We start from the raw sequence: 21,187 nt of genomic DNA on the forward strand, positions 1-21,187 counted from the left end.
ATGCCCGGCTCGCGGCCGGGCATGACAAGTCCTTGAAATGCCGTCGAAAATCGTCATGGTCGGGCTCGACCCGGCCATCCACGGGGGGCGCGGCGGCGGCCGTGGTGGCGGCGCTCTTCACGGCTGCCGGCAGGGGAGCCGTGGATACCCGGCTCGAGGCCGGGCATGACAAGTCTTTGAAATGCCGTCGAAAATCGTCATGGCCGGGCTTGACCCGGCCATCCACGGCGTGCACGGCGGCGGCCGTGGTGGCGGCGCTCTTCACGGCAGGCGGCAGGGGAGCCGTGGATACCCGGCTCGAGGCCGGGTATGACACTGAAGTGAAGGCCCGGCGGAGTGCCTCGGCCAGCCCGCCCCCTCCGGCCCGCTCTTACAGCGGCAGGCCCAGTGCCGCCAGCGTGGCGCGCAGTTCGGCGATGCCGTCGCCCTTTTCCGAGCTGGTCAGGATCACCTCGGGGTGGGCGGCGACGTGGCGGAGGAGTTCGGTCGTCGTCTCCTGCTGGCGCTTTTCCGCCTCGCCCTTCTTCAGCTTGTCGATCTTGGTCAGGACGATCTGGTAGTTGACCGCCGCCTGATCGAGCATGCGCATGACCTCGCGGTCGACGTCCTTCAGGCCGTGGCGGCTGTCCACCAGCACCAGCACGCGGCGCAACTGGGCGCGGCCGCGCAGGTAGGACATGGTGGTGCGCGTCCACGCCTCCACCTTGTCCTTGGGCGCCTTGGCGAAGCCGTAGCCCGGCAGGTCGGCCAGGATGAGTCGGTCGGCCAGGTTGAAGAAGTTCAGCTCCTGCGTGCGCCCCGGCGTCACCGAGGTGCGGGCGAGCGTGTTGCGGCCCGTCACGGCGTTGATGAGGCTCGACTTGCCGACGTTGGAGCGGCCGGCGAAGCAGACCTCCGGCACGTCGGTGTCGGGCAACTGCGCCAGGCCGGCGACGCCCAGCATGAAGGTCGCCTCGCGGGCGAACAGCAACCGCCCGGCTTCAAGCCAGGCGGCGCGCTGTTCTTCGCTCATGGCCTCGCCGGTGATCTCGGCGGGCTGGTATTTCCTGCTCATACGGCGTCGGCCCGTTTCATGATCAGCCACTGCTGGGCGATCGACAGCACGTTGTTCCAGGCCCAGTACAGCACGAGACCGGCCGGGAAGGCAGCGAGCATGAAGGTGAAGATGACCGGCAGGAAGGACATGATCTTGGCCTGCACCGGGTCCGGCGGCGCCGGGTTCAGCTTCATCTGCAGCCACATGGTGATGCCCATGATCAGCGGCAGGACGCCGATCATCAGGAAGCTCGGCGGCGTCCAGGGGATGAGGCCGAACATGTTGAAGATGGTGGTCGGGTCGGGCGCCGACAGGTCGTGGATCCAGCCGTAGAACGGCGCATGCCGCATCTCGATGGTGACGAACAGCACCTTGTAGAGCGCGAAGAACACCGGGATCTGAATGAAGATCGGCAGGCAGCCGGACACCGGGTTGGCCTTCTCGCGCTTGTAGAGGGCCATCATCTCCTGGTTCAGGCGCACGCGGTCGTCGCCGAAGCGTTCCTGCAGCTTCTTCATCTCGGGCTGCAGCTTCTTCATCTTGCTCATGGCGCGGTAGGACTTGTTCGCCAGCGGGAACATGACCGCCTTCACGAGCACGGTGAACGCCAGGATGGCGAGGCCGAAGTTGCCGACGACGCCGTGCAGCCAGTTCAGGATGTAGAAGAACGGCTTGGTCAGGAAGTAGAACCAGCCGAAGTCCACGGCCAGGTCGAAGTTGGTGATGTTGAACTTCTCGGCGTATTCGTCGAGCAGCTGGACCTGCTTGGCGCCGGCGAAGAAGTTGTTCTTCACGGTCGCGGTCTCACCGGCGGCGATGGTCATGGCCGGCTCGAGGTAGTCGACCTGATAGCGCTCGGCGCCCTGGCCGCGGTAGGCGAAGCGGGCCTTGGTCTCGAGGTCGGGCTCGAAGGCGAGCGCCGTCAGCCAGTATTTGTCGGTGATGCCGATCCAGCCGCCGGTGGTGGTCTGCTCCACCGTCTGCTCGTCCTTCAGGTCCTCGTACTTCAGCTCCTTCAGCGTGCCGTTGAACACGCCGAGCGGGCCTTCGTGCAGGATGTAGTAGCCGGCCGTCGGCGGGGTGCCGACGCGCGACACGAGGCCGTAGGGGTAGAGGGTGATGGGCTCGCCGGTGGTGTTGGTGACGGTCTGCTCGACGGTGAACATGTAGTGGTCGTCCACCGTCACCGTGCGCTTGAAGACGACGCCCTGGTCGTTTTCCCACGTCAGGTTGACCGGCTCGCCGGGCTTCAGCACGTCCTTGTCGGCGGTCCACACGGCGTCGGAGCCGGGCACCTGGACGCCGCCGGCGGCGACCCAGCCGAATTCGGCGTAGTAGGGGTTCGGCGTTCCGGTGGGCGACAGCAGGTCGATGCGCGGGCTGTCCTGGTCGGGGGTGACGCCGTAGTTCTTCAGGGTCAGGTCGTCGATGCGGCCGCCCTGCAGGTTCAGCGAGCCGCGCAGGGCCGGGGTGTCGATGCGGATGCGCTCGCCCTGGCCGGCGATGACGGCACTGCGCGCCGCCGGGGCGTCGGGCGCGGCGGTGCCGGGCACCGTCGGCACGCCGGGGGCGGAGGGCTGCGGCGCATCGGGCGCCTGGGCCTGCTGCTGTGCCTGCTGCGCCGCCTGCTGCTGCTCGGGCGGCACCTCGGCTTTCGGCCAGAGGAACTCGAACCCCAGCAGGATCGCCAGCGAAAGGGCAATGGCCAGGATCAGGTTGCGCTGTTCAGGCATGGGTCCGTTTCTTCCGTTCGACCGAAGCGACCGCGTTCGGGGGGACGATCAGGGGGCTGTATGGGCAGAGTGAGAGTGGGCGTGGGCCGGATCGGCACAAGTCCCGGCCGTCGCGGCGTCGCCCCGCCGGCCGGCGTCGTGGACCGGATCGGTGCCGGGCACCGGGTCGTAGCCGCCGCGGGCGAAGGGGTTGCACCGCAGCACCCGCCACACCGCCAGGGCGGTGCCCTTCGCGGGGCCGTGCACCGACAGCGCCTCGATCGCGTAGTGGGAGCAGGTGGGAGCATACTTGCAGCACGGCGGGAACAACGGCGACACGACGAGCTGGTAGCCGCGCACCAGTCCGCGCAGGAGGCCGCTTGCAATGGTCATGACTGGCCGACCTTGTTCCCGTTGCCGTCGGAGCCGCGCAGGGCCCCCAGTCGTTTAAGCGCCCAGCGCAGATCATGCAACATCTGATCGAACGGCAACGAAACCGTCGCATCGGCGCGGCCGATCAGGACGTAGTCGTATCCGGGCTTGGCGTGCTGCGGCATCACCTGATCGGCGACGGCACGCAAACGCCGCCGTGCCCGGTTCCGCTTCACCGCGTTGCCGACCTTGCGGCTGGTGGTGAAGCCGACGCGCAGGCCGGCGGTGTCGCTGTCGCTGGAGCCAGCGGCGGCAGGAGAGGCGGGGCCGTCCGCCGGGGCCGGAGCCGCGGCGGGGTTCGGCGCGATCTGCAGGATGAATCCCGGCGTCACCCACTTGCGGCGGGTGCCGGCGACGCGCAGGAAGTCGCGCCGGGTCTTCAGCCGCGCGGGCGCGCCCCCCATGGGACTACCCCGCGCCGCGATCAGGCGCTGAGGCGCTTGCGGCCCTTGCCACGGCGCGAATTGATCACGCGGCGGCCGCCGACGGTCGCCATGCGGGAACGGAAGCCATGACGGCGCTTGCGGACAAGGCGGCTCGGCTGGTACGTGCGCTTCACGGTTACTCTCCATCTGCGGGCGGCGCGCGGCTTCGCGGCGGGCGGCGCCAAAACCTGGTCTCTCGGATCTGGCCCTCGGCGGGGCCGAACGCCGACTCTCCGCGAGGAAGGGGGCCGTATACCCTCATCCGCCAGGGGAAGTCAACAGCGGCCGGCGAGGGCTGCGCGGAAAGACCGCTCCGCCGCCCGATCACGCGACGGTGACATGGGGCGCCCGGCCGTTCACGGCAACGTCAGTTGAGGGGGAGGGGCGGCGATGTTACGTCGGAAAGACAGTCCTCCACCCGTCCAGCGAGGTTCGCCCGCCATGCCGCCCACCGCGGAGTCGCCACCCGCCACCCGGTCGACCGTTCTGCCCCGCCTCGCGCTGCTCGCCGCCGTCGTGGCGGTGGGGGTGGGCGTGTGGCTGTCGGGGGCAGCGGACGTCCTGTCGTTCGAGACCCTGAGCACGCACCGCGCCGCCCTGCAGGACTGGGTCGCCGCCCACGGGGTGCTGGCGGCGGCGGCCTTCGTGGCGGCCTACGGGCTGGTGGTCGGGGTGTCGCTGCCCGGCGCGGTGTGGATGACCATCGCCGGCGGCTTCCTGTTCGGCACGGCGGCGGGGGCGGCCTATGCCGTGGTCGGGGCGACGGCGGGGGCGGTGGTCGTCTTCCTGCTCGCCCGCACGGTGTTCCGCGAGGCCTGGGCGGCGCGGGCCGGCGGGGCGCTGGCGCGCATGGAGGACGGCTTCCGGCGCGATGCCTTCTCCTACCTGCTCGTGCTGCGGCTGGTGCCGCTGTTTCCTTTCTGGCTGGTGAACCTGGTGCCGGCGCTGCTCGGCGTGCGGCTGTCGACCTACACCATGGCGACCGCCATCGGCATCGTGCCGGGGGCGGTGGTCTACGCCGGTGTCGGCAACGGGCTGGACGCCGTGTTCGCGGCCGGCGGGCGGCCGGACCTGTCCATCGTCTGGAGCCCGGAGATCCTGCTGCCGCTGCTCGGCCTGTCGCTGCTCGCCCTGGTGCCCGTCGCCTATCGCCGCTGGAGGGCGCGCCATGACCGCTGAGCGGGTGCTGACGCCGGATCTCTGCGTCGTCGGGGCCGGCTCGGGCGGCCTGTCGGTGGCGGCCGGGGCGGTGCAGATGGGGACCTCCGTCGTGCTGGCGGAGAAGGGGCGCATGGGCGGCGATTGCCTCAACGTCGGCTGCGTGCCGTCCAAGGCGCTGCTCGCCGCCGGCCACGCCGCCGCCGATGCCCGGCGGGCGGCGGCCTTCGGCGTGCGGGCGAGCGTGTCGGTCGACTTCGGCGCGGCCATGGCGCACGTCCACGACGTCATCGCCCGCATCGCCCCGCACGACAGCGAGGAGCGCTTCGAGGCGCTGGGCTGCACGGTGCTGCGGGCGCCGGCCGCCTTCACCGATGCCCGCACCTTGCGCATCGGCGATGTCACGGTGCGGCCGCGCCGGGTGGTGCTCGCCACCGGCTCGCGCCCCACGGTGCCGGACCTGCCGGGAATGGCCGAAGCGGCGCCGCTGACCAACGAGACCCTGTTCGACCTGCGCGCCCGCCCCGACCGGCTGGTGATCCTGGGCGGCGGCCCCATCGGGGTGGAGATGGCCTCGGCCTTCCTCGGTCTGGGGGTGCCGGTGACGCTGGCGACGCGCGGCAGCATCCTGCCGAAGGATGACCCGGACCTGCGGGCGGTGGTGCGCGACTCGCTGCGGGCGGCGGGGCTCGACCTGCACGAGCAGGCGGAGGCGGCGGCGGTGGAGCCGGGGCCGACCCTGGTGCTGGCCGACGGCCGCCGCCTGACCGGCTCGCACCTGCTGGTGGCCATCGGGCGGACGCCGACGGTGGCGGGGCTCGGGCTGGAGGCGGCGGGGATCGAGTTCGATCCGCAGCGGGGCATCGCGGTGGACGCCCGCCTGCGCACCTCCAACCGCCGCGTCTTCGCCATCGGCGACTGCGCCGGGCCGCCCTACTTCACCCACCGCGCCGGCCACGACGCCGGCATCGTGGTGCGCAACGCCCTGTTCCGCCTGCCCGCCAAGGCACGCCACGACCTGGTGCCGTGGGTGACCTTCGCCGACCCCGAACTCGCCCAGGTCGGCCTGACCGAGGCGGCGGCGCGCGACCGCCACGGCGACGGCATCCGCGTGCTGGCCGAGTCCTTCGCCGGCAACGACCGCGCCCAGGCGGAGCGCCGCACCGAAGGCCGCATCAAGGTGGTGGTCGACGGCAAGGGCCGCATCCTCGGCTGCGGCATCGCCGGGCCGCGGGCCGGCGAGCTGATCCAGCCGTGGGTGCTGGCGCTCGGCCAGGGCCTGAAGATCGGCGCCGTCGCCACCATGATCGCCCCCTATCCCACCCTCGGCGAGATCGGCAAGCGGGCGGCCGGCGGGTTCTATACCCCCCGCCTGTTCGGTGCCGGCACGCGGCGGCTGGTGCGCCTGCTCGCCCGCCTGGGGTAGAGTGGGGCCAGGGTCAGGAGGTGCCCGTCCATGCGCTTGCTTCGCTTCAGCGCCGTCAGCCGAGCCGACCGCCATGTGGTCACCGACGCCTGCAAGGAGGCCATCGGTGCCTCCGGCGGCTGGGTCGATGACGCCCTGTTCTATTCCAACAAGGCCGTGACCCTGCGCTTCACCGTGCCGGGTGCCGCCGTTCCGGCCCTGCGCGACCGGCTGGAGGCCCTCGACCTGCGGCTCGACGGCCCGACGCCGGAGGAGGCGGCGGTGTCCGCCGCGGCCGACGTGCCGGGGACGCTCGCCCTGACCTTCGTCCACGACGAGCCGGACCTGCGGCGCGACATCCCCGCGGTCCCCGGGTGAGGCGCCGGACCGTGCCCAAGGACCCCGACCCCACCGCCCCGCCGCTGCCGCCGCCGCCCGAGTCGCCGCGCCCCGGCGGCTGCGGCCGTCATCCCGACCTGCGGCGGCCGCCGTTCCTGCGCAGCCTGTCGGCCCGCCTGCTGGTGCTGACGACGCTGTTCGTCATGCTGGCGGAAGTGGCGATCTTCGCGCCTTCGGTCGGGCGTTACCGCCTGGAATACCTCAACGAGCGCCTGTCGCAGGCGCATCTGGCGCTGCTGGCGCTGGAGGCGACGCCGGACGGCATGGTCGACGAAAGCCTGCAGATGCGCCTGCTCGACTACGCCGGCACCCGCGGCATGACCGCCTGGCGGCCCAACCGGCCCAAGCTCATGCTGGGCGAGGAGCCGGCGCTGTTCGACGCCGTCTTCGACCTCCAGGGCGCCGGCTTCTTCGAACTGCTGGGCGATGGTATCGCCGCCATGCTGCGGACCGACAACCGCCTCATCGGCGTCATGGGGGAAAGCCCCAAGGACCCGGTGGCGGTCATCGCGGTCACCATCGACGAGGCGCCCATGCGCCGCGAGATGCTGGCCTATGGGGAGCGCATCCTCTACCTCAGCCTCATCATCTCGCTGTTCACGGCGGGGCTGGTGTACCTGAGCCTGCACCTCTTGCTGGTGCGGCCCATGCTGCGGCTGGCCGGCAACATGGCTGACTTCCGCCGCGCGCCGGAAGACGCCGGCCGCGTCCTGCGCCCGAGTTCGCGTGACGACGAGGTGGGCGTGGTCGAACGCGCCCTGGCCGAGATGCAGACCGAACTCCGCGACGCCCTCACGCAACGGGCGCGGCTGGCGGCGGTCGGCACGGCGGTGAGCAAGATCAGCCACGATCTGAAAGGCGTGCTGTCGGCGGCCCTGCTGGAAAGCGACCGGCTGGAGGCCTCCGCCGCCGATCCCGAGATCAAGCACACCACCGCCGGCATCGCCCGCGCCCTCGACCGCGCCGTGCATCTGTGCACCCGCACCCTCCGCTTCGCCAAGGAAGGCCCGCCGGAGGTGCGGCTGGTGGCGGTGCCGCTGGCGCCGGTGGTGCACGAGGCGGCCCCCGCGGCGGGCGATACGGCGGTACGGGTGGAGATCCCCGCCGCCCTGGCGGTGCGGGCCGATCCGGCCCAGCTGCCGCGGGTGTTCGAGAACCTGCTGCGCAACGCCTGCGAGGCCGGCGCCACCCGCGTCATCGTCACCGCCGAGCCGGCCGGAGGGCGGATGGTCGCCGTGCAGGTGGCCGACGACGGCCCGGGCATGCCGCCGCGGGCGCTCGACAACCTGTTCCAGCCGTTCAGCGGCTCGGCGCGGGCCGGCGGCACCGGCCTCGGCCTGCCCATCGCGCGGGAGATCATGCGGGCGCTCGGTGGCGACATCGTGCTGGAGAGGACCGGCGGCGACGGCACCGTGTTCCGCCTGACGCTGCCCCTCATGGACGCCAGATGAACGATCGTTCAGCCAATTACCCCGGTGCCGCCATGCCGTTTCCTCATTGGCGCCACATTTGCGAACGACACTCCTTCGCATGGTCCTTCCCCCCGGGACCTGACGGCCGGTAGCCCCTTCACAGACCGGCCGAGACCGCAGCCTGGCGGCCGGCGTGCCCGTACCCCCTCCCTCCACGCCGGCCGCTCGCTGGGTGTTTTGTTTGCCCTCAGGCGGATTTCTTTTTTTTGCCCCTCAGGCGCCGGGCGCGTGCCTTCGGCCCGCTTGGCTTCCGCGGCAGGGGCCGCGCGGCGCGGTCGCGCCGTGGGTTTTTTGTTTGCCCCTCAGGCGCCGGGCGCGGGCCTTGCGGCCCGCTTGGCTTCCGCGGCAGGAGCCGCGCGGCGCGGTCGCGCCGTGGGTTTTTGTTTGTCCCTCAGGCGCCGGGCGCGGGCCTTGCAGCCCGCTTGGCTCACGCGGCAAAAGCCGCGCGGCGCGGTCGCGCCGTCCGCCTCGCCGAGCGCGAGGCGGTTTCATTTCTGCCGCTCGATCGGCGGGAAGGCGGGCGAGGCGGCAAGGGGTCGCCAAGGCCTTTTTCCCCGCGACAAGCGCCCTCCGCTCTCCTATCCTCCCGCCCCATGACGGACCAAGCCTTTGACGATGCGGCGGAGTTCGCGGGGCGGGGCCTCGCGTGCATTCGCGGCGAGCGCATCGTGTTCGCCGACCTCGACTTCTCCCTCGCCCCCGGCGAGGCCATCCTGCTGCTCGGCCCCAACGGCAGCGGCAAGTCGAGCCTGCTGCGCGTCATGGCCGGGCTGCTGCGCCCCGCCGCCGGCGCCCTCACCTGGGGCGGCGCGCCCGTCGCCGAGGACCCCGAGGCGCACGGCGGCCGCAGCCGCTACATCGGTCACCACGACGCCATCAAGCCGGTGCTGACGGTGCGCGAGAACGTCGGCTTCTGGTCCAGCCTGTGGAGCGGCGACGGCTCCACCGCCACCGTGCAGCGGGCGCTGGCCGCCTTCGGCATCGCCCACCTGCTGGACGTGCCGGGCCGCTGGCTGTCGGCCGGGCAGAAGCGCCGCGTCAACCTGTCCCGCCTGCTGGCCGCGCCGGCGCCGCTGTGGCTGCTCGACGAGCCGACGACGGCACTCGACCGCGCCACCGTCGCCGTGGTCGAAGGGCTGATCGCCGAGCACCGCGCCCGCGGCGGCATGGTGGTGCTGTCGACCCACACCGACGTCGCCCTGCCCGGCGCCAAGGTGCTGCAGATGGACGACTTCACCGTGCCCATGGACTGGGCCGGCCTGGATGCCGCCGAGGAGGCCCTGTCATGATCGCCGGCTTCGGCGCCATCGTCGCCCGCGACCTGCGGCTCGCCCTGCGCCAGGGCTCCGACAGCCTGATGGTCGTCACCTTCTTCGTGCTGACCGTGGTGCTGTTCCCCTTCGGCGTCGGGCCGGAGGCGGGGATCCTGGAACGCATCTCGGCCGGCGTGCTGTGGGTGACGGCGCTGCTCGCCTCCATGCTGTCGCTCGACCGCCTGTTCCAGACCGATTACGAAGACGGCAGCCTCGACCTCATGACCCGCGGCCCGGCGCCGCTCGGCGTGCTGGTGCTCGGCAAGGTGACGGCGCACTGGCTGACCACCGGCCTGCCGCTGCTGCTGGCTGCGCCCGTGCTGGCGGTGCTGCTGAACATGAACGCCGCCGGCTTCGGCGTGCTCGTGCTTGCCTTCCTCATCGGCACGCCCACCTTGAGCCTGATCGGTGCCGTCGGCGCCGCGCTCGTGCTGGGCGCGCGACGGGGCGGAGTCCTGCTTTCCCTGCTGGTCCTGCCGCTCTATATTCCGGTTCTCGTGTTCGGGGTGTCGGCGGTCGACGCCGCCGTCATGGATCTGCCGGTGCGCGCGCAGCTGCTCATCCTGGGCGGCTTCCTGTTCGCCGCCGCGGCGCTGTGCCCTTGGGCGACGGCGGCGGCCCTGCGACAGGCGGTGGAGTGACGGCCGCAAGGGGTAGGGACTGTCTCCTTGACGATTGTTAAGGTGACGTTCAGGCCCGGCGCGTATCACAGTCCCGAGACTGCCCCACGGTGCCTGTGGAAATAGGTGGCCGGACGCACTAGAAACAGGCGCAGGCGCACCGACATGGCGTGCCGGACCGAGTGAGACCACGATGCATCGCTTCGCCAACCCGAACCGCTTCCTCAAGCTGGCCAACGCCATCCTGCCGTGGGCGGCGGGCGCGACGGTGATCCTGCTGCTGGCCGGGCTGTATTTCTCGCTCGTCGCCTCGCCGGAGGACTACCAGCAGGGCGCCACGGTGCGCATCATGTACGTGCACGTTCCGGCCGCCTGGATGGCGCTGTTCGTCTACACGGCCATGGCGGTGGCGAGCGCGGTGGCGCTGATCTGGAAGCACCCCGTCTCCGACCTCTTCGCCAAGGCGGCGAGCCCGGTGGGCGCGGCCTTCACCTTCATCGCGCTGGCGACGGGCGCCTTCTGGGGCAAGCCCATGTGGGGCACCTGGTGGGTGTGGGACGCGCGCCTGACCAGCATGCTCATCCTGTTTTTCCTCTATCTCGGGCACATGGCGCTCATGAACGCCTTCGACGACCCGCAGCGCGGCTTCAGGGCCGCCGCCGTGCTGGCGCTCGTCGGCGTCGTCAACGTGCCGATCATCAAGTTCTCGGTCGACTGGTGGAACACGCTGCACCAGCCGGCCAGCGTGGTGCGCATGGACGGGCCGGCCATCGACCCGGCCATGATGACGCCGCTGCTTCTCATGGCGTTCGCCTTCAAGGCCTACTTCGTGACGGTCGTGCTGCTGCGCATGCGCGGCGAGATCGCCGAGGCCAAGGTGCGCGCCATTTCCATGAGCCAGGTGCACGGCTGAGGTCGCGGGTAGGGATCGGATGCAGGACTTCTTCGACATGGGCGGTTACGCCGGCTTCGTCTGGCCGTCCTACGGGATCGCCGCCGTGGTGCTGGCGCTTCTGTTCGTCTTCACGTGGCGGCTTCTGAAGACCAGCGAGCGCCGCCTCGCCCAGCTGCAGGCGGCCCGCGGCCGCCGTCCGCGGCGCGACCGCGCGGGCGACGCCCCCGCCGCCGCCGCGCCCCACGAGACGGCCCCGGCCGAACCGGCCGATGCCGCAGGAGAGATGCGATGACCCGCAAGAAGCGCCGCCTGTATTTCGTCGGGGCCGGCATGCTGGCGCTGTTCGCCGGCGCCGCCCTGGTGCTGACCGCCTTCCAGGACAACCTGGTGTTCTTCTACAGCCCGTCGGATCTGCAGGCCAAGCAGGTCTCCGCCGACCAGCGCTTCCGCCTGGGCGGCATGGTCGAGGAAGGCACGGTGGAGAAGCAGGGCGACACGGTGCGCTTCAAGGTCACCGACTACGCCGCCTCCACCCCCGTCACCTTCACCGGCATCCTGCCGGACCTGTTCCGCGAGGGGCAGGGCGTGGTGGCCGAGGGCAAGATCGGCAGCGACGGCGTGTTCGTCGCCTCGGAAGTGCTCGCCAAGCACGACGAGAACTACATGCCGCCGGAAGTGGCCGACGCGCTCGCGCGGCAGGACCCGGCGTGGAAGGAAAAGCTCGGCCGCTCCGTCGAAGGGGTCGAGCCCGCCAAGGCGACCAACTGACGTCGCCGCGTGACCCTTTAGGATCGAGAGAGCAGAGGCTGCCATGATCGCGGAACTCGGCCACTACGCCCTGGTGCTGGCGTTCATGGTGGCGCTGGTGCAGTCGACGGTGCCGCTGATCGGCGCCCATCGCGGCGACGCCGTGATGATGGACCTGGCGCGCCCGGCGGCGCTCGCCATGTTCCTGCTGGTCGGCACGGCCTTCGCGGCGCTGACCTACGCCTACGTGGTCAGCGACTTCTCGGTCATCAACGTCGCGGAGAACAGCCACACCGACAAGCCGATGCTCTACAAGGTGTCGGGCGTGTGGGGCAACCACGAGGGCTCGCTGCTGCTGTGGATCACCATTCTGGTGACCTACGCGCTGGCCGTCGCCCTGTTCGGCCGCAACCTGCCGCCGACCCTGCGCGCCCGCACGCTGGCGGTGCAGGCCATGATCACCGCCGGCTTCCTGCTGTTCATCCTGTTCACCTCCAACCCCTTCCTGCGCCTCGACCCGGCGCCCATGGACGGGCGCGGCCTGAACCCGCTGCTGCAGGACCCGGGTCTCGCCTTCCACCCGCCCATGCTCTACCTCGGCTACGTCGGCTTCAGCATGGCCTTCAGCTTCGCCGTGGCGGCGCTGATCGAGGGCAAGGTGGATGCCGCCTGGGCGCGCTGGGTGCGGCCGTGGACGCTGCTCGCCTGGATGTTCCTGACGCTCGGCATCGCGCTCGGCTCGTGGTGGGCCTATTACGAGCTGGGCTGGGGCGGCTGGTGGTACTGGGACCCGGTGGAGAACGCCTCGTTCATGCCGTGGCTGGCCGGCACCGCCCTGCTGCACTCGGCCATCGTGGTGGAGAAGCGCGACGCGCTGAAGAGCTGGACCATCCTGCTCGCCATCCTGACCTTCGGCCTCAGCCTGCTCGGCACCTTCCTGGTGCGGTCGGGCATCATCACCAGCGTGCACGCCTTCGCCTCCGACCCGACGCGCGGCCTGTTCGTGCTGCTGCTGCTCGGCGTCTCGGTGGGCGGCTCGCTCATGCTCTACGCCGTGCGGGCGCCGAGCCTGAAGGGCGGCGGCCTGTTCGCGCCGGTGTCGCGCGAAGGCTCGCTGCTGCTCAACAACCTGCTGATGGCGACGGCGACCGCGACGGTGCTGCTCGGCACCCTCTATCCGGTGTTCGCCGATGCCCTGAAGCTCGGCAAGGTCACCGTCGGCCCGCCGTTCTTCAACGCCGTCTTCGTGCCGCTCATGGTGCCGCTCATCCTCACCATGGCCATCGGCCCCATGCTGTCGTGGAAGCGCGGCGACGTGAAGGGCGCGCTGGCCCGGCTGTGGCTGGCGGCGGCGCTGGCGGTCGGCGTGTTCGTCGTCACCTGGCTGCTGGCCGGCGGCGGGCTGGACGACGTCATGGCGGCCGTCGGCCTCGGCCTCGCCGTGTGGCTGCTGGTCGGCGTGGCGGTCGAACTGGCCGACCGGGTGAAGCTGTTCCGCGCGCCGCTCGGCGAATCGTTGCGCCGCGCCGGCACCCTGCCGCGCGCCGCCTTCGGCATGACCCTGGCGCACGCCGGCGTCGCCCTGGTGGTGGCCGGCGTCACCGTATCCTCCTACTGGAAGGAGGAACGGGTGCAGGTGATGGTGCCGGGCCAGACCGTCACCGTCTCGGGCTGGGACTTCACCTTCCAGGGCGCCCGCGAGGTGCAGGGCCCCAACTACGACGCGGTGGAAGGCTCCTTCGTGCTGTCGCGCGACGGCGAGCAGATCGCCGTGCTGACGCCCGAGAAGCGCCAGTACACCAGCCCGCCCATGCCCACCACCGAGGCCGCCATCCACACCACCGGCTGGGCCGACCTCTACGCCGTCGTCGGCGATGCGGCCCAGGGCCAGCCGGGCTATGTCACGCGCCTCTACTTCGAGCCGCTGGTGCCCTTCCTGTGGTACGGCGCGCTGCTCATGGCGCTCGGCGGCATCGTGTCGCTGACCGACCGTCGCCATCGCGTCGGCGCGCCCACCCGCAAGAAGGCCGCCGCCGGCCCGGCCGCCAAGCCCGCCGGCGCCTGAGGATCCCGTCATGTCCGACATCCGCACCGATACCGCCCCCGCCGCCGCCGATCCCGGCCCGCAGAAGATGGGCTGGGGCCGCCGGCTGATCTTCATCGCGCCGACGCTGGTGTTCGTCGTGCTGCTGGGGTTCTTCCTCAAGCAGCTGGGCGAGGACCCGTCGCAGCTGCCGAGCGTGCTCATCGACCGCCCGGTGCCCGCCTTCGCGCTCGACCCGCTGCCCGGCCGCGGCATGGCGCTGTCGAGCGAGGACCTGAAGGGCGACGTGTCGCTGGTCAACATCTTCGGGTCGTGGTGCGTCGCCTGTCAGGTGGAGCACCCCTACCTGATGAAGATCAAGGAGTCCGGCTACGTCGCCATCCACGGCATCGACTGGCGCGAGAAGGACCCCATGGACGGCAAGCGCTGGCTGGAGAAGTACGGCGACCCCTACACCCGCGTCGGCCTCGACCCCGATTCGCGTGTCGCCGTCGACTTCGGCGTGACCGGCGCCCCCGAGACCTTCGTCGTCGATAAGACCGGCGTCATCCGCTACAAGCACATCGGCCCGGTGACCGACGAAGTGTTCGAAAAGACTCTGAAGCCGCTGATCGAGGAGCTGCGCAAGTCATGATCCGCACCGCGCGCGCCCTCGCCCTGGCGGCCGTGGTGGCCGTCGCCGCAGGTTTGCCGGCCCACGCCGTGCAGCCCGACGAGATGCTGGCCGACCCCGCCCTCGAGGCGCGGGCGCGGGAGGTTTCCAAGGAACTGCGCTGCGTCGTCTGCCAGAACGAGAACATCGACGAGAGCAACGCCGAACTGGCGCGCGACATGCGCCTGATCGTCCGCGACCGCATCGTGAAGGGCGACAGCAACGACGAGATCCTGGAGTTCATGGTCGCCCGCTACGGCGACTACGTGCTGCTGGAGCCGCCCTTCAAGGCCAGCACCTATGCCCTGTGGTTCGGGCCGGTGCTGTTCCTGCTGCTGGCCGGCGGCGTCGCCTTCGCCTTCTACCGCAATCGCTCCGCCGCCGCCGGCACGTCCGGCGCCGCCGCGGTGCCGCCGCCCGCCGACCTGACGCCGGAGGAGCGCCGCCGCCTCGACGCCCTGCTGCGCGACGGCGACGGCCCCAACACCTGAGGTTCGGTACCCCATCATGGCTCTGTGGATCGCGCTCGCGCTGCTGACGGCAGTCGTCCTCCTCCTGCTGGTGCTGCCGCTGCTGCGCCGGCCCAAGGGAGCGGTCGACCAGTCCCCCTACGACCTCGCCGTCTACAAGGACCAGCTGTCGGAGGTCGACCGCGACCGCGAGCGCGGCCTGCTGACCGAGGATCAGGCCGCCGCGGCGCGGCTGGAGATCCAGCGCCGCATCCTCGCCGCCGCGCCCGCGCCGGGCCGCAAGGCGGGCCGCAGTCAGGTCGGGCAGCCGGTCAGCGCCACCGCCCGCGTGGCGGCGCTCGCCAGCGTGGTGATCGTGCCGCTCGGCGCCCTCGGCCTCTACATGACCCTCGGCGCGCCGGGCTACCCGGACCAGCCGCACGCCGCCCGTATCGCCGCCCGCGCCGGGATGGAAACGGCGCAGGCGCAGGAAATGGTGACGCTGACCGAGCAACTGGCCGAACGCCTCGCCCAGGACCCCGACAATCCCGAAGGCTGGGCCATGCTCGGCCGCTCGTGGAGCACGCTCGGCCGCTACGAGCAGGCGGTGAAGGCCTTCGAGCAGGCGGTGAAGCGCGGCGTGTCCGACGCCGGCACCTGGGCCGCCCTCGGCGAGGCGCTGGTGGCGGTGAACCAGGGGCAGGTGACGGCGCCCGCCGCCGCCGCCTTCCGCAACACCCTGCGCAAGGAGCGCGACGACCCGCGCGCCCGCTACTACCTCGGCCTCGCCCGCGTGCAGCAGGGCGACGCCAAGGGGGCGCTGGCGGTGTGGCGCGACCTGGAGCAGTCGAGCCCGGCCGATGCCCCGTGGGTGCCCATGATCAAGGACGCCATCCGTCAGGTCGCCACCCAGGCCGGCATCCCGCCCATTTCCGTGGCGGCGGTGCATCCCCTCGACATGACCGACGCGCCCGCCGCCGAGTCGGGCGACGCCGGGGCGGCGATGCGCAACCAGGCCGACGCCGAGCGGGCGCAGTCGGGCGGCGGCTTCTCCGACGAAGAGCGGCAGATGATCCAGGGCATGGTCGGCGGCCTCGCCGAGCGCCTGAAGGAGAACCCCGACGACTACGCCGGCTGGATGCGACTCGGGCAGTCCTACGTGGTGCTGAAGCAGCCGTCCGAGGCGGCGGAGGCCTACGGCAACGCCGTGCGCCTGCAGCCGAACAACCTGGAAGCCTTGCGCAACCTCGCCAATGCCCAGGCGCTGGTCGCCAAGGATCAGGGCTCCGAGCAGCCGCCGGCCGCCTTCTACGAGACGCTTCGTCGCATCCTGACGGTGGAGCCGCGCGACACCGCCGCCCTCAAGCTGGTCGGCGAGTACGAGGCCGCCCAGGGCAACGCCGAGGCCGCCCGCGAGTTGTGGACGCGCCTGCGCGACCTGCTGCCGGAGGGCTCGCTGGAGCGGGACGAGGCGGAGCGCCGCCTGCAGTCCCTCGGCAGCTGAGGGCGACCGCCCGTGGATCTGACGGCGACCCTGGTCGCGCTGGCGGTGGCGGTGGCGCTCTGCGGTCTCGCCATCGTGCTCGACCGCCGGCCCTACGTGCCGGGCCGCATCTGGCGCTTTCCCAGCCGGCTGGTGATGGCGGTGTCGCTGCTGGCCGTCCTGGCGCTGGCGGCGCATCTGCTGTCGCTGCTGACCGGCCGGCCGTTTTCGGGGCGCACCGGCTTCTGATCGGTGCTGGCTACTTCTTTCGGCGCAATGCAAAATAGGAAGATCGGCGCGAAACGGGGCGCGGTGCCAGCCGCCGCGCGGCCGCCCACCGCCGTGCGGGGCGCGGTTTCCCGCAGCGACTCGCCAGCCGACCGGCCAAGACGAGCGGCGGCGGCAGACTGGCGCGGGGTTTGCTCTTCCTGACGCTGCGGACGGCGACAGGGGGCCGTCGAGAGCCGTCCGCGGACATCTTCGAGGAGGAGGATCCCGTGTTCGTCGCTCATCATCAGCCGGAAGTCCCGGCGTTCCCCCATGGTCGTGCCGGTCATCCCGCGCCGCGTTTCGACGGCGCCGCGGCGGCCCGTCAGGTCGGTCGCCAAGTGGCGCTCGTCGCCGAGTTGTCGGAGGTGGCGCGCACCTACTCGTTCGCCGCCGTGATCCGCTTCAAGTGCCGCCTCGTCCTGCAGGCGCACCTCGGCCACCTGCCGTCGCGCGCCGCCGTCGCCGCCGCCGTCCAGTTCGTCGACGGGCTGCGCAGCCCCGCCCGCGCCGACGAGGCGGAGCGGGCCGGCCTGCGCCTGCTCGCCCTGTTGTCGCACGCGCCCGCCGTCGCCTGACGCCCAGCCCGAGGCCCGCCATGAGCCAAGACGATTCGATCACCCGCCTGCGGGCCCAGAAGTCCCGCTTCATCGCCTTCGCCTTCGCCGGCAACGACGTCCTCATCGAGGTCGACGACGACGGCCGCATCGTCTACTGCGGCGGGGTGGTCGAGAACGTGCTCGGGCGCGACGCCGCCGACCTGAAGTCGGGCTTCGTGCACGATTTCGTCGCCGGCTGCGACGTGCTGCTGTTCGACGAGCTGCTGTTGCGCCTGCGCCGCTCCGGCCGCCTCGACCGCGTCCCGGTGCACGTGGAAGGCAAGGACAGCCGCCAGCGGCGCGTCTACCTGTCGGGCCTGACCATGCCCGAGGACCCGACGCGCGCCTACCTCGCCATGACGGCGGTGAAGGAACGGACGGTGCCGCCGCGCAAGTCCAAGACGGTGCCGGTGACCGCCGAGGTCTTCGCCGATACGGTGAAGCGCCGCCTGGAATCGGGCGAGGCGCCCGAGGATGCCAAGCTCACCCTGCTCGACCTCGGCCCCGAGGTGGTGGGCGCGGCGCTGCCGGCCGACAAGGTCGACGGCTTCATGACGCAAGCCATGGACTTCCTGTCGGCGTGGTCGGTGGGCGGCGATTGCGTCGGCCGCCTGCAGGACGGCACCGTCGGCGTGCTGCACGACGGGACGCTCGCCGAGGCCGACATCCGCGACCGCCTCAACCAGATGGTGGCGGTGTTCGAGCCCGGTGCTCCGCCGCTCGACCTGCGCATCGCCGGCATCGAGGCCAGCGCCAGCGGCATGAGCGAGGAAGACCTGTCCAAGGCCCTGGTCTACACCTTCAACACCTTCGCCAAGGGGGCGGAGACGCTGTCGATGGACTCGCTGTCGGCGGGCTACAAGGCTGCCATGAACGAGGCCATCGCCAAGGTCGTCGCCTTCCGCAACGCCATCGGCAGCAACCTGCGCCTCGTGTTCCAGCCCATCGTCGACCTCACCGGCTGGCAGGTGCACCACTACGAGGCGCTGGCGCGGCTGGAGAGCAACGAGCGCCTCGTCGCCCCCGCCGCCCTCATCGACTTCGCCGAGAACTTCGGCGTGGTGCAGGAACTGGACATGGCGGTGGTGCGCCAGGCACTGCAAGTGCTGGGCGCCAACCGGATGGTGCGCGGCGGCGCCAAGATCGCCGTCAACCTGTCCGGCCGCTCCATCGGCAACGACGCCTTCTGCCACGACCTCATGGCGCTGCTGCAGCAGCACGATCACCTGCTGCCGCGTCTGAAGTTCGAGGTGACGGAAAGCCACGAGATCGCCGACCTCGCCCGCGTGAACGCCGTGCTGCAGGAGCTGCGCCGCCGCTCCTGCCCGGTGTGCATCGACGATTTCGGCTCGGGCGCCGCCGCCTTCCAGTACCTGCGGGCGCTGGAGGTGGACTACCTGAAGATCGACGGCGCCTACATCCGCGAGGCCTTCACCGACCGCTGCGGCCGGCCGTTCCTGCGCGCCATCGCCGGCCTCGCCCGCGACCTCGGCATCAAGTGCATCGGCGAGATGGTGGAGAACGCCGAGACCATGTGGCTGCTGCGCGAACTGGGCATCGGCTACGGCCAAGGCTGGTTCTTCGGCAAGCCGAACCTCGACGTGTCGCGCTTCGTGCTCGGCGACAAGCCGGAGGGCTTCGGCCGCCGCCCCGCCAACTGACGGCACGTCAGCGCTCGCGCCGCGTGCCGCGCAGGATGCGCCCGAGCAGGTGGCCGAGCCCGCCGAACAGGACGAGGCTGAAGGCGACGCCGGCGATCAGGTCGGCGGCGACCATGGGCACGGCCGTCCCGCGTGGCAGCAGCGCGGCGAAGCCGAGGGTGACGGCCCACAGCCCGAGAGCGGTGGCGATGCCGACGGCGGTGAGCGTCCAGGGCAGCGACCGCATCACGACCGGTCCTTCTTCGGCGGCGGGAAGGCGCTGCGGCTGCCGTCGCGGTTGAGGGCCAGCACGCCGCCCTCCGGCGCGCCGTCCACCGTCAGGCCGGTGACGCCGCGCGGCTTCTTGCGCAGCAGCACCGACACCATGTCCGGCGGCACCGCGCCTTCCAGGGCGAACCCGCCGGTTCGCCCGGCGACGCAGGCGGTGGTTCTGCTGTCGGCCGAGGCCGTGGCCGTGGCGGGGTCGCCGCGCACCACCTCGAACCCGTCGGCGGCGAGGCTGGCGGCCCAGGCCTCGGCCTCGGCGGCGCAGCCGGCGGCGGCGGTGACCTCGACGACGGGGTCCTGGGTGAACACGGCGGCGGTGACGGACAGCCACCCGGCGGCGGCGGCGAGCGGCAACAGGACGATCTTGCGCATGGTCGGTTCCGGCTGAAGGGGGAGCATGCGCCCACCCTGCCAGCCGCCCCCGGCACCGGCCTTGATGGTGGTCAAGAGGCCGTCAGATGCCGCCGCGCCATGATGGGGCCGAGGTAATCGCGGGTATCGGCCGGATCCTTGTCCTGATCCAGGACGGCGAGCAGCTTGCGCTCCAGGATCATGCCCTTCAGCAGGCCCACGTGCGACAGGTTCCGGATGACATGGTAGGTGGTCATGTACGCATCGAGGCACGTCTCATGCCCGGGGCGCGGGACGATGCCCTCCCGGCTGTTCTGCAGCACCCGCTCCACCGCCTGAATCATGAAGTCGCGGCCGTCGGCGGTGTCGATGATCTCGGCGTAGAGGGCGATGAGGCCCAGATCGCGGTCGGTCAGCGCACCCGAGTCGAGCGCCCGTTCGGCGTGCATGCGGAACCGTTCGCGGTGAAGCCGCCTGCCTTCGGCATTGGCCGCCACCCGGCCCGCGACCCAGCGCAGCGCCAGACCGGCGGCCACAGCCAAGCTAATCGCGACGATCCAGATCAAGGAAGCCTCCATGCCGTTTCGTCCGCTCCTGCTCGATCCTGCGCGCCAGGTGCGCCATGTCGACCCGACGGGCCCGGCGATCCTGCCGGTCCAGGCGCCATGCCCGGATGGCGGCCGGCAGCGCGACGACGAGTATGATTGTAACGCATATGATGGCGAGGGCAGCGATTTTGTAGCCGTCGTCCTGGAAGGTGGCGATGACGCTCCAGTCGGGCCACAGGCTTCCCCCTCCGTCCGCCGGCTCCTCGACCGGCTGCCCCTGCATGGCGACCCGCCTCCCCCTATGGCATCCGCACGCAGCCGGTGCATGCGTCCTGCTGCGTGTGGGGATGTTTCCATAATCGCGGAAGGAGGTCCAGTGGGTCTAGTGCACCATGAGCAGCGGCACCTGACAGGTGCGGATGGTCTCGGTGGTGGTGGAACCGATGATGAGGGCGCGAATGCGCGAGTGGCCGTAGGCGCCCATCACCACCAGGTCGGCGGCGGTCAACTGGACGTGGGCGGCGATGGCCTCGGCGGGGGTGCCCTCGGCGGTGACGGCGCGGGCCTCGCGGCCGACGGCGCGCAGGGTGCTCTCGGCCCAGGGCAGGTCCTCGGCCGCGACCTTGGAGGACGGCCGCACCGCCAGCACGTCGACGGCGACGTCGTGCAGCAGCGGACCGGCGGCGGCCAGTTCCACCGCCCGGCGGGCGCTGGCGCTGCCGTCGAAGGCGATGACCGCCCGGCCGATGGGGCGGAAGGCGCGCGAGGCCACCAGAACGGGCTTGCGGCTGCTGCGCACGGCACGCTCCAGGTTGGCGCCGAGGTGGCCGCCGGCGACGTCGTGGGTCTCGCCGCGCTTGCCGATCACCACCAGGTCGGCGCCCTGCTCGCGCTCGCCCAGGGTTTCGACCAGGGTGCCGTGACGCAGCGTCGCCTCCACCTCCGCCACGCCGAGCGCCTGCAGGCGGGCCGTGGCGTCGTCGAGCACGAGGCGGCCCTTCTTCTGCGCCACCTTGGCCTTGGCGGCTTCCAGGTCGGCCAGCTGCTGCAGCAGTTCGTCACGGGCGTCGACGCCGATGGCGCCGGTGAAGTCGGCCAGCATCGCCTTCTCGCGTGCGGCGTCGAGGACGTGCAGCACCTCGACCGCCGCGCCGAGCCGCAGGGCGGCCCAGGCGGCATGGTCGTAGACGCTGGCGGAGTAGGGGGCGGAGCCGTCGGTGCAGGCGAGAATCTTCGGCATGGGAGAGTTCCT

Annotated in this window: 26 protein-coding genes; 16 read left to right on the top strand and 10 right to left on the bottom strand. The window is 71.5% G+C overall.

The window, feature by feature from the left end:
- Window positions 1–370: 370 nt before the first annotated feature.
- The 5 genes from yihA to rpmH are packed head-to-tail and all read right to left on the bottom strand — an operon-like array spanning window position 371 to window position 3,739.
- Window positions 371–1,054, bottom strand: a complete 684-nt coding sequence (yihA, locus tag CRP50_RS07065) for a ribosome biogenesis GTP-binding protein YihA/YsxC (RefSeq protein ID WP_097278269.1) — start codon at window positions 1,052–1,054, stop codon at window positions 371–373.
- Window positions 1,051–2,769, bottom strand: a complete 1,719-nt coding sequence (yidC, locus tag CRP50_RS07070; protein WP_097278270.1) for a membrane protein insertase YidC — start codon at window positions 2,767–2,769, stop codon at window positions 1,051–1,053. The genes yihA and yidC overlap by 4 nt, the downstream gene beginning before the upstream one ends.
- A 48-nt stretch (window positions 2,770–2,817) precedes the next feature.
- The gene (yidD, locus tag CRP50_RS07075) at window positions 2,818–3,141 is read right to left on the bottom strand and encodes a membrane protein insertion efficiency factor YidD (RefSeq protein WP_097278271.1); all 324 of its coding nucleotides are present in this window, start codon (window positions 3,139–3,141) and stop codon (window positions 2,818–2,820) included.
- Entirely contained in the window at window positions 3,138–3,584 is a 447-nt protein-coding gene (rnpA, locus tag CRP50_RS07080) for a ribonuclease P protein component (RefSeq protein ID WP_097278272.1), read from the bottom strand. Before rnpA ends, yidD begins: the two co-directional genes overlap by 4 nt.
- Window positions 3,585–3,604: 20 nt before the next feature.
- Window positions 3,605–3,739, bottom strand: a complete 135-nt coding sequence (rpmH, locus tag CRP50_RS07085; RefSeq protein WP_097278273.1) for a 50S ribosomal protein L34 — start codon at window positions 3,737–3,739, stop codon at window positions 3,605–3,607.
- Between the two features lie 307 nt (window positions 3,740–4,046).
- Here rpmH and CRP50_RS07090 point away from each other — a divergent pair, with 307 nt between their 5' ends.
- From CRP50_RS07090 to CRP50_RS07165, 16 genes are all read left to right on the top strand, one after another.
- Entirely contained in the window at window positions 4,047–4,784 is a 738-nt protein-coding gene (locus CRP50_RS07090; RefSeq protein WP_097278274.1) for a TVP38/TMEM64 family protein, read from the top strand.
- Entirely contained in the window at window positions 4,774–6,189 is a 1,416-nt protein-coding gene (locus CRP50_RS07095; protein ID WP_097278275.1) for a dihydrolipoyl dehydrogenase family protein, read from the top strand. Before CRP50_RS07090 ends, CRP50_RS07095 begins: the two co-directional genes overlap by 11 nt.
- Before the next feature lie 30 nt (window positions 6,190–6,219).
- Window positions 6,220–6,546 carry a hypothetical protein gene (locus CRP50_RS07100; protein WP_097278276.1) on the top strand — a complete coding sequence of 109 codons (327 nt, stop codon included), beginning with the start codon at window positions 6,220–6,222 and terminating at the stop codon, window positions 6,544–6,546.
- An 11-nt stretch (window positions 6,547–6,557) separates the two neighbouring features.
- The gene (locus CRP50_RS07105; RefSeq protein WP_097278277.1) at window positions 6,558–8,018 is read left to right on the top strand and encodes a sensor histidine kinase; all 1,461 of its coding nucleotides are present in this window, start codon (window positions 6,558–6,560) and stop codon (window positions 8,016–8,018) included.
- A gap of 614 nt (window positions 8,019–8,632) precedes the next feature.
- Window positions 8,633–9,328: a heme ABC exporter ATP-binding protein CcmA gene (gene ccmA, locus CRP50_RS07110; RefSeq protein ID WP_097278278.1), complete on the top strand. Its 696-nt coding sequence runs from the start codon at window positions 8,633–8,635 to the stop codon at window positions 9,326–9,328.
- The gene (ccmB, locus tag CRP50_RS07115) at window positions 9,328–9,993 is read left to right on the top strand and encodes a heme exporter protein CcmB (RefSeq protein ID WP_416045203.1); all 666 of its coding nucleotides are present in this window, start codon (window positions 9,328–9,330) and stop codon (window positions 9,991–9,993) included. Before ccmA ends, ccmB begins: the two co-directional genes overlap by 1 nt.
- A 172-nt stretch (window positions 9,994–10,165) precedes the next feature.
- Window positions 10,166–10,885 carry a heme ABC transporter permease gene (locus tag CRP50_RS07120; RefSeq protein ID WP_097278280.1) on the top strand — a complete coding sequence of 240 codons (720 nt, stop codon included), beginning with the start codon at window positions 10,166–10,168 and terminating at the stop codon, window positions 10,883–10,885.
- 19 nt (window positions 10,886–10,904) lie between these two features.
- Window positions 10,905–11,159, top strand: coding sequence for a heme exporter protein CcmD (gene ccmD, locus CRP50_RS07125; RefSeq protein WP_097278281.1), 255 nt, complete (start codon window positions 10,905–10,907; stop codon window positions 11,157–11,159).
- Complete coding sequence (gene ccmE, locus CRP50_RS07130; protein ID WP_097278282.1) at window positions 11,156–11,635, top strand: cytochrome c maturation protein CcmE; 480 nt, start codon at window positions 11,156–11,158, stop codon at window positions 11,633–11,635. Before ccmD ends, ccmE begins: the two co-directional genes overlap by 4 nt.
- Before the next feature lie 43 nt (window positions 11,636–11,678).
- Window positions 11,679–13,679, top strand: coding sequence for a heme lyase CcmF/NrfE family subunit (locus CRP50_RS07135; RefSeq protein ID WP_097278283.1), 2,001 nt, complete (start codon window positions 11,679–11,681; stop codon window positions 13,677–13,679).
- 10 nt (window positions 13,680–13,689) lie between these two features.
- The gene (locus tag CRP50_RS07140; protein ID WP_176525065.1) at window positions 13,690–14,292 is read left to right on the top strand and encodes a DsbE family thiol:disulfide interchange protein; all 603 of its coding nucleotides are present in this window, start codon (window positions 13,690–13,692) and stop codon (window positions 14,290–14,292) included.
- Window positions 14,289–14,801 (top strand): cytochrome c-type biogenesis protein, encoded by a 513-nt coding sequence (locus CRP50_RS07145; protein WP_097278284.1) that lies wholly within the window; start codon window positions 14,289–14,291, stop codon window positions 14,799–14,801. The genes CRP50_RS07140 and CRP50_RS07145 overlap by 4 nt, the downstream gene beginning before the upstream one ends.
- 16 nt (window positions 14,802–14,817) lie before the next feature.
- Complete coding sequence (ccmI, locus tag CRP50_RS07150) at window positions 14,818–16,263, top strand: c-type cytochrome biogenesis protein CcmI (protein ID WP_097278285.1); 1,446 nt, start codon at window positions 14,818–14,820, stop codon at window positions 16,261–16,263.
- 12 nt (window positions 16,264–16,275) lie between these two features.
- A complete protein-coding gene (locus tag CRP50_RS07155; RefSeq protein WP_097278286.1) occupies window positions 16,276–16,491 on the top strand; it encodes a light-harvesting protein in 216 nt (71 codons plus the stop codon).
- 248 nt (window positions 16,492–16,739) lie between these two features.
- Window positions 16,740–17,087, top strand: coding sequence for a hypothetical protein (locus tag CRP50_RS07160; protein ID WP_097278287.1), 348 nt, complete (start codon window positions 16,740–16,742; stop codon window positions 17,085–17,087).
- Between the two features lie 20 nt (window positions 17,088–17,107).
- Window positions 17,108–18,769 carry an EAL domain-containing protein gene (locus CRP50_RS07165; protein WP_097278288.1) on the top strand — a complete coding sequence of 554 codons (1,662 nt, stop codon included), beginning with the start codon at window positions 17,108–17,110 and terminating at the stop codon, window positions 18,767–18,769.
- Window positions 18,770–18,776: 7 nt separating this feature from the next.
- Here CRP50_RS07165 and CRP50_RS07170 read toward each other — a convergent pair whose 3' ends face one another.
- The 5 genes from CRP50_RS07170 to CRP50_RS07190 form a co-directional block, all read right to left on the bottom strand.
- Window positions 18,777–18,995, bottom strand: a complete 219-nt coding sequence (locus tag CRP50_RS07170) for a hypothetical protein (protein WP_097278289.1) — start codon at window positions 18,993–18,995, stop codon at window positions 18,777–18,779.
- On the bottom strand, window positions 18,995–19,408 hold the full coding sequence (locus CRP50_RS26325; protein WP_097278290.1) for a DUF411 domain-containing protein: 414 nt from the start codon (window positions 19,406–19,408) through the stop codon (window positions 18,995–18,997). Before CRP50_RS26325 ends, CRP50_RS07170 begins: the two co-directional genes overlap by 1 nt.
- 71 nt (window positions 19,409–19,479) lie before the next feature.
- The gene (locus tag CRP50_RS07180) at window positions 19,480–19,953 is read right to left on the bottom strand and encodes a hypothetical protein (protein ID WP_141415077.1); all 474 of its coding nucleotides are present in this window, start codon (window positions 19,951–19,953) and stop codon (window positions 19,480–19,482) included.
- Window positions 19,931–20,218 carry a hypothetical protein gene (locus CRP50_RS07185; protein WP_097278292.1) on the bottom strand — a complete coding sequence of 96 codons (288 nt, stop codon included), beginning with the start codon at window positions 20,216–20,218 and terminating at the stop codon, window positions 19,931–19,933. Before CRP50_RS07185 ends, CRP50_RS07180 begins: the two co-directional genes overlap by 23 nt.
- Before the next feature lie 99 nt (window positions 20,219–20,317).
- The gene (locus CRP50_RS07190) at window positions 20,318–21,175 is read right to left on the bottom strand and encodes a universal stress protein (RefSeq protein WP_097278293.1); all 858 of its coding nucleotides are present in this window, start codon (window positions 21,173–21,175) and stop codon (window positions 20,318–20,320) included.
- Window positions 21,176–21,187 lie beyond the last annotated feature (12 nt).

The organism is Caenispirillum bisanense (genome assembly GCF_900230255.1).
Lineage (GTDB): Bacteria > Pseudomonadota > Alphaproteobacteria > Rhodospirillales > Rhodospirillaceae > Caenispirillum > Caenispirillum bisanense_A.

Bases quoted from the DNA above. Each gene is read 5' to 3' on its own strand.
- CRP50_RS07135 (WP_097278283.1), top strand. From the start codon at position 11,679: ATGATCGCGGAACTCGGCCACTACGCCCTGGTGCTGGCGTTCATGGTG.
- CRP50_RS07100 (WP_097278276.1), top strand. From the start codon at position 6,220: ATGCGCTTGCTTCGCTTCAGCGCCGTCAGCCGAGCCGACCGCCATGTG.
- CRP50_RS07120 (WP_097278280.1), top strand. From the start codon at position 10,166: ATGCATCGCTTCGCCAACCCGAACCGCTTCCTCAAGCTGGCCAACGCC.
- yidD (WP_097278271.1), bottom strand. From the start codon at position 3,141: ATGACCATTGCAAGCGGCCTCCTGCGCGGACTGGTGCGCGGCTACCAG.
- ccmI (WP_097278285.1), top strand. From the start codon at position 14,818: ATGGCTCTGTGGATCGCGCTCGCGCTGCTGACGGCAGTCGTCCTCCTC.
- CRP50_RS07140 (WP_176525065.1), top strand. From the start codon at position 13,690: ATGTCCGACATCCGCACCGATACCGCCCCCGCCGCCGCCGATCCCGGC.
- CRP50_RS07165 (WP_097278288.1), top strand. From the start codon at position 17,108: ATGAGCCAAGACGATTCGATCACCCGCCTGCGGGCCCAGAAGTCCCGC.
- yihA (WP_097278269.1), bottom strand. From the start codon at position 1,054: ATGAGCAGGAAATACCAGCCCGCCGAGATCACCGGCGAGGCCATGAGC.
- CRP50_RS07185 (WP_097278292.1), bottom strand. From the start codon at position 20,218: ATGCAGGGGCAGCCGGTCGAGGAGCCGGCGGACGGAGGGGGAAGCCTG.
- CRP50_RS07095 (WP_097278275.1), top strand. From the start codon at position 4,774: ATGACCGCTGAGCGGGTGCTGACGCCGGATCTCTGCGTCGTCGGGGCC.
- CRP50_RS07190 (WP_097278293.1), bottom strand. From the start codon at position 21,175: ATGCCGAAGATTCTCGCCTGCACCGACGGCTCCGCCCCCTACTCCGCC.
- ccmD (WP_097278281.1), top strand. From the start codon at position 10,905: ATGCAGGACTTCTTCGACATGGGCGGTTACGCCGGCTTCGTCTGGCCG.
- rnpA (WP_097278272.1), bottom strand. From the start codon at position 3,584: ATGGGGGGCGCGCCCGCGCGGCTGAAGACCCGGCGCGACTTCCTGCGC.
- yidC (WP_097278270.1), bottom strand. From the start codon at position 2,769: ATGCCTGAACAGCGCAACCTGATCCTGGCCATTGCCCTTTCGCTGGCG.
- ccmE (WP_097278282.1), top strand. From the start codon at position 11,156: ATGACCCGCAAGAAGCGCCGCCTGTATTTCGTCGGGGCCGGCATGCTG.
- ccmA (WP_097278278.1), top strand. From the start codon at position 8,633: ATGACGGACCAAGCCTTTGACGATGCGGCGGAGTTCGCGGGGCGGGGC.
- CRP50_RS07090 (WP_097278274.1), top strand. From the start codon at position 4,047: ATGCCGCCCACCGCGGAGTCGCCACCCGCCACCCGGTCGACCGTTCTG.
- CRP50_RS07145 (WP_097278284.1), top strand. From the start codon at position 14,289: ATGATCCGCACCGCGCGCGCCCTCGCCCTGGCGGCCGTGGTGGCCGTC.
- CRP50_RS07170 (WP_097278289.1), bottom strand. From the start codon at position 18,995: ATGCGGTCGCTGCCCTGGACGCTCACCGCCGTCGGCATCGCCACCGCT.
- CRP50_RS26325 (WP_097278290.1), bottom strand. From the start codon at position 19,408: ATGCGCAAGATCGTCCTGTTGCCGCTCGCCGCCGCCGCCGGGTGGCTG.